We start from the raw sequence: 5,271 nt of genomic DNA, 5'->3' as shown, positions 1-5,271 counted from the left end.
CCCTATGTTCAACAGCCAGTTGCACGCTGCTCACAATGAACAGACCTCATCCAGGCGATGATCTTCCAGACGTCCTCATCTTTTTTGATAATTTCACCAAAGTGCGGCATTGGCCCGACCATGGCCTCTGAGCTCTTCCTGCGGTAACCGAACTTTCCGAATGTAAGACCAGGACTAAGACTACCGGTGCCGAGCACAATAACTCTGAACAGAGTGTCGTCATCATCACCGTAGATCCACGCGGGATTGGTCAGGGGAGCGGCCATACCACCCCCACCACCTCCCCCGTGACAGCCGTTACAGCCTGCACGCATGTAAGCGCGATAACCGTCCTTGGCGACGCTTTTGAAGTTCGGGTAAGGGCTTACGAGCTCTCCTTTGGGCGTAACGACAGCTCGGTCGAATGGTGTCATGCCGTCAGCGGATGCAGCCTGCTGCGTCGAGGCTGGAAAAGCCAGAATCACGGCTAAAAGCGCATAACCGAATGGCAGATACATGATGCTTGGGCTGTTCTTTCACATGGATCAACTGAGAGAAGGGGCCTCATATGCTGTTCGCAATGAGGCCCTGGAGGAGAGAGGCGGAAAGTTATACTTGAGCCTTCGGACTAGAGGCCTGATGCGCTAGCATTGACAAGCTTCGGCTCCGAGGTGTCAACGATACTCAGTCCTTCGGCGTAATTTCCGCACTGAAGACTGAGTGATTCGAGATTGACTGATTTGTTGTCAGGAGTGTCGACTTGGATCATCTGGCGAGGGCTCAAGTTGAGCCGAAGACCGACCCTCGAATCGCCGGTTTCGTCGGCCCGATTCCAAACCACTACGTTGATACCGCACTCGCCTCTGGCCGCTTCGTAGTAGGCTATAACGCGCTTATCGCCAAGTTCACCAAGGATGGGCTCATGAAATTCGACGGGACCCTTAACTTCGGTAAGCGCGTCTGTACTGGCGGGAATAGTGAGTCCGCCCATAACAACGAGAGCGGCTGCCGTAGCCAAGCCTATCAAGCGACCATGATTATTCGGGAACATATCAGCCTCCTTTCAGGGGCTACATTCAATCCTTCAAATACTACGTGTCATTAGAATTATTGATTGATTGATCTGAAATTTATATCGGCTGTTGAGTGCCCGGCATCCCGCATATGGGTTATGCGATCAAGATTCTTCGCCCGCTGCATCGCAGACGCCCTCAACGGATGCCTCAATCTCCTAAACTCTACCTGTACTTACAGGGCTTGCTGGGGCGGGCGCTCAACGCTTTTGCGAGAAGAATTTTTTTACATCCTTTGCCAGCGCCTCGATTGGTGGTGGCAGGGGCTCCCGCTTGGGGACTACAAGTCCCACCGCATACTTGACGGTTGGATTGATAATAGGGATCTCTCTCACTTTTGAGGGAAAATGCATCACAGCCGCGGCCTTGGCCGGCATGATCGTTGCCAAGCCTCCAGAGCCGACATGTGTGTAAAGAACTGTCGGTGAGTTGGTCTCAATCGTTGGGATCACCTCTGCTTTTGCTTTATGCAACAGCCTATCTATGATTCGACGGTTTTGCATGTCCTCCGTTAGCAAGCAGAGCGGGACGCGGCCAAGCTCGGCCCAAGTTATCGTCTTGAGCTTGCCAAACGGCGAGTCAGAGGAGACCAGGAGCCGAAACTCTTCCTGGTACAGGCGCACGGAAAGCACATGGCCGAGAGGCTCGTTGTCGAGATAAGTGAGCCCCGCGTCTAACTCTAGATTACTTAAACCTCTCAATATTTCATCGGAGCTCTGCGCGAAAACGGCGAATCTAACGTTTGGGTGGTCTGCCAGATAGCGCGTGGTCAGCGTCGCCACCAAGGGAAGCGCTGTCGGGATAACGCCGATGCGGATGTGGCCGAAGAGGCCATGCTTCAGCGCTTCAATCTCCTGGTACATAACTCGGGTATCGCCGACTATGCGACGCGCCCACTCCAGGACCCGCTCGCCCTCAGGGGTGAACCCCCTGAAACGAGCACCCCGCTGCACGAGCTCCACGCCAAAGGAACCTTCAAGCTGCTTGATGGCAGTAGATAGCGCGGGCTGACTGACACCACACGCAGTGGCCGCATGCCCGAAATGCTGCTCTCGAGACAATGCGATCAGCATTTCCAGTTTATCGATCATAATGGCGCTCTTGGTTGACCAGACGCGGTTATTCGTTTGATTCCGTTTGATAACCCTGATTTCGCTCAAGTGAGCTGCGTTTTATTATCATCAATCTGTTATTTATATGATATTATAATTTTTGTTTATCAAATTGCTCCCTGCCCAGCGGGGAGTGTTTGAGAGTTCCCCTTAAGCGAGAGGTCTGCCCGGAGCAGGGGGCGGATGATGGGCGTTAGTGACAAAAACCCACTGCATAACCCACAGCATGCGAGCTCGCTCTTCGCGCAGCCGGGTCCCATTAGGTGACTCGGGCTGAAGTAGGGGCAAATGTCACACAAACTGCAAGACTGTGTTGGTCAAAACGCCGGCTCTTCGAACAGTCGAAGTGCCACACTGCGGGCGTACGAGCGGATTTGGCCGCTGCCCAATCCTTCTGCCTCGTTTCTCGTGCGGCTCGTTATTGTGGGCATCGCCTATTTTGTGCTCGCATTTCTCTGCTTGAGGTTTGCCTCTACCCATCCAAGCGTAACGCCAATTTGGGCTCCGACGGGCTTAGCCATTGCAGCGGTGATGTTGTGGGGGTATCGGATTTTTCCAGCAATCTTTGTGCCCGCCTTTCTGATAAATCTACTTACTGCTGGTTCTACGCTAACCTCTCTTTCTATCGCTTGTGGCAACACGCTTGAGGCGGTCGTTGCAGTTTATCTATTTAATTGGTGGAAGCGGGGCGATCGCCTTCTTGAAACGCCTTTCAACGTCATCACGTTCTTTGTGTCATGTGTGATTGCAACCACAATCAGTGCGACTATCGGCGTTGGCAGCCTTACCCTCGGCGGTTTCAATGAGGATTTTCTGCCTGTATGGCTTACTTGGTGGTTGGGCAATCTAGCCGGGGCCCTTGTTGTGGCCCCTGTTGTCGTACTCTGGGCTGCTTGTGATCCGACGTCCTTACTATCGACTCCCTCTCCTAGAACATTAGCCACCTATCTCGCAGCGACGGCCGTAGCTATCATTGCTTTTTGTCCGCTGCTGCAACCAAGCCCGTTCCGTGACGCGCTCAGTTTCCTGGTGATCTTACCGTTGCTGTGGGCAGCGATGCGTCAAGGGCCCCGAGACACTGCTACGGTGTCACTGATAATCGTTTTCTTCACGGTATGGGGTGCCGTCCTCGAGTGCGGGCCGTTCGCTGAGTCAATCAAAGATGGTTCCTATATCCTTCTCTTGGTTTTCGTCATAAGCATCACTGTGCCAGCTCTAGCGCTAAGCGCCGAAGTATCAGCCAGACACCGCATTGAGACACAAGGAAAGAAGCGCGCTCTTGCAGCGGAGGTGTTATGGCAGGCTACGGAGCAAGCCGCCGCCGGCGGTTCCTTCAATGAACTTCTGCGCAGCTGCCTTCAACGCATCTGTCAAGTGGGGGGCTGGGTTGCAGGGCACGCCTACCTTCCGGATGATGTCGATGCTCCACAAGTCCTGCATTCTAGCGCCGTTTGGCATTTTGAGGATCGAGCCCTCAATTCGCTTAGCCGCGACGTAGCAAACGTCGACAGGGCGCGTGGTCAAGGACTGCCGGGCACGATATGGGCAAGTGGAAAACCGAAATGGCTACCAGACATCTCGCGATGCAATCAGTCAGATAGAAAGAAGATTTTTCTGCAGCATGGTTTACGAGCCGGCTTCGGTTTCCCGATCTATGCAGAGGGCAAGCTTCAGGCAGTCCTGGAATTTTTCTCCTTGGAGAAAAAACCACTCGATAAGGAACTTATGCAGGTTGTGCAGAGTATCGGGGAACAGCTTGGACGCGTTATGGAGCGCAAGCGAGCTCAAGAGCAACAAGCAGCATTGCAGACGACGCTGAATTCGCTCACACTTGCGATCTACTTCACCGATGCCAGCGGCCAAATAGCCTATGCGAACCGTGCGGCCAAGCAACAACTTGAAACCGCCAATGGGCTTCATAGCGAAAAAAATCGACTTGTTCCTACTGATTGCACAACACGCGAAGCATTTGAGGCGGCTCTTAAAACTGCTGCGCCCAGTCAGGGCTCCCAGCGGATAAGCCCCAAGGTCATCCCTCTCCCTGCCAAAGATAAACCTGGTCTCATTGCGATCATCCTTCCGCTTGACAGTAGTGAACTGCAAAGCGTCTGCAGAACTGTGACAGCAACGGTAGCAGTCCTCGTCCAAGACTCTGCGACGATCCCACTCTCGACCGCTGAAGCCTTTGCTGAACTATATGGGCTCACAAAGAGCGAGCTACGCGTTCTGCTCGCAATGAGACCGGACCGAGGTGTCAGGGAGGTAGCCGAAACGCTGACGATTTCGGAGCCTACGGCCAGGACTCATCTACAACATATCTACGCCAAGACGGGTACATCTAAGCAGTCTGAACTCCTTTACTTATTCATGCGTTTCACGCCGCCGATTGAGTCACAAGCGAGTCAGGGACTGTAACCTCCCTCGTTTTGGCAGCTTTCTCTGTGGCTTAGGTTTGTTCCACGAGTGAACGCCCAACGCGGAGAGCTGCGTAGGAGCCCCTTGGAAATTTTTCTCAGTTTTCATCTGTTTGAATGATGCCTACGGCATCGGCATCTGGGAGCATACTCGGCCCGTCGCAGCTCCAGTGAGGCCAAAAGCCTTTTTGGAATAGCGTTGGAAGAACTCTATCTGGAGAGCCGCCATGTCGATGTCGGTAACGCTTAGACAGTACCTTTCCGCAAAGAACGTTGCGTATGACGTTGTCGCGCACCGATCCACAGCGTCTTCGATGCGCACCGCTGAGGCATCGCAGATTCCTGGGGAATGCTTGGCCAAAGGGGTCGTGCTGCGTACAGAACACGAGTCACACGGGGACTGTTTCTGTCAACCATCGCACAGCTCATACATCCTGGCTGTGCTTCCAGCATCACACCGCATCAACCTGCAGGACCTACGAAGACAGCTTGGCTTTGATGTCGTCTTGGCAAACGAGCACGAGGTCGAAGAGCTCTTCGAGGATTGCTCGCCTGGCGCCATTCCTCCTATCGGTGAATGCTACGGTTTAGACGTCGTCGTTGACGAGTGTGTTGTGGGCCAACCAGAAGTCTATCTGGAAGCTGGAGATCACGAGACCTTGATTCATCTCAGCCGTGATCAGTTTGCTCGCC

At 53.6% G+C, this 5,271-nt stretch carries 5 protein-coding genes; 2 read left to right on the top strand and 3 right to left on the bottom strand.

Annotated features, from left to right (window positions below; genetic code table 11):
• Positions 1–8: 8 nt before the first annotated feature.
• The 3 genes from AC33YF_RS12660 to AC33YF_RS12650 form a co-directional block, all read right to left on the bottom strand.
• Positions 9–497: a c-type cytochrome gene (locus tag AC33YF_RS12660; RefSeq protein WP_491777569.1), complete on the bottom strand. Its 489-nt coding sequence runs from the start codon at positions 495–497 to the stop codon at positions 9–11.
• Positions 498–607: 110 nt separating this feature from the next.
• A complete protein-coding gene (locus tag AC33YF_RS12655; RefSeq protein ID WP_491777568.1) occupies positions 608–1,030 on the bottom strand; it encodes a hypothetical protein in 423 nt (140 codons plus the stop codon).
• Between the two features lie 222 nt (positions 1,031–1,252).
• Complete coding sequence (locus AC33YF_RS12650) at positions 1,253–2,143, bottom strand: LysR family transcriptional regulator (protein ID WP_491777567.1); 891 nt, start codon at positions 2,141–2,143, stop codon at positions 1,253–1,255.
• 429 nt (positions 2,144–2,572) lie between these two features.
• Between AC33YF_RS12650 and AC33YF_RS12645 the strand changes: the two genes are divergently transcribed.
• Both AC33YF_RS12645 and AC33YF_RS12640 read left to right on the top strand, forming a co-directional pair.
• Entirely contained in the window at positions 2,573–4,579 is a 2,007-nt protein-coding gene (locus AC33YF_RS12645) for an MASE1 domain-containing protein (protein ID WP_491777566.1), read from the top strand.
• Between the two features lie 226 nt (positions 4,580–4,805).
• Positions 4,806–5,271 (top strand): aminoacyl-tRNA deacylase (locus AC33YF_RS12640; RefSeq protein WP_491777565.1); only part of this gene is annotated, 466 nt, incomplete at its 3' end.

The organism is Methyloceanibacter sp., assembly GCF_058506495.1.
This window is presented reverse-complemented; position numbering and strand designations above follow the sequence as displayed.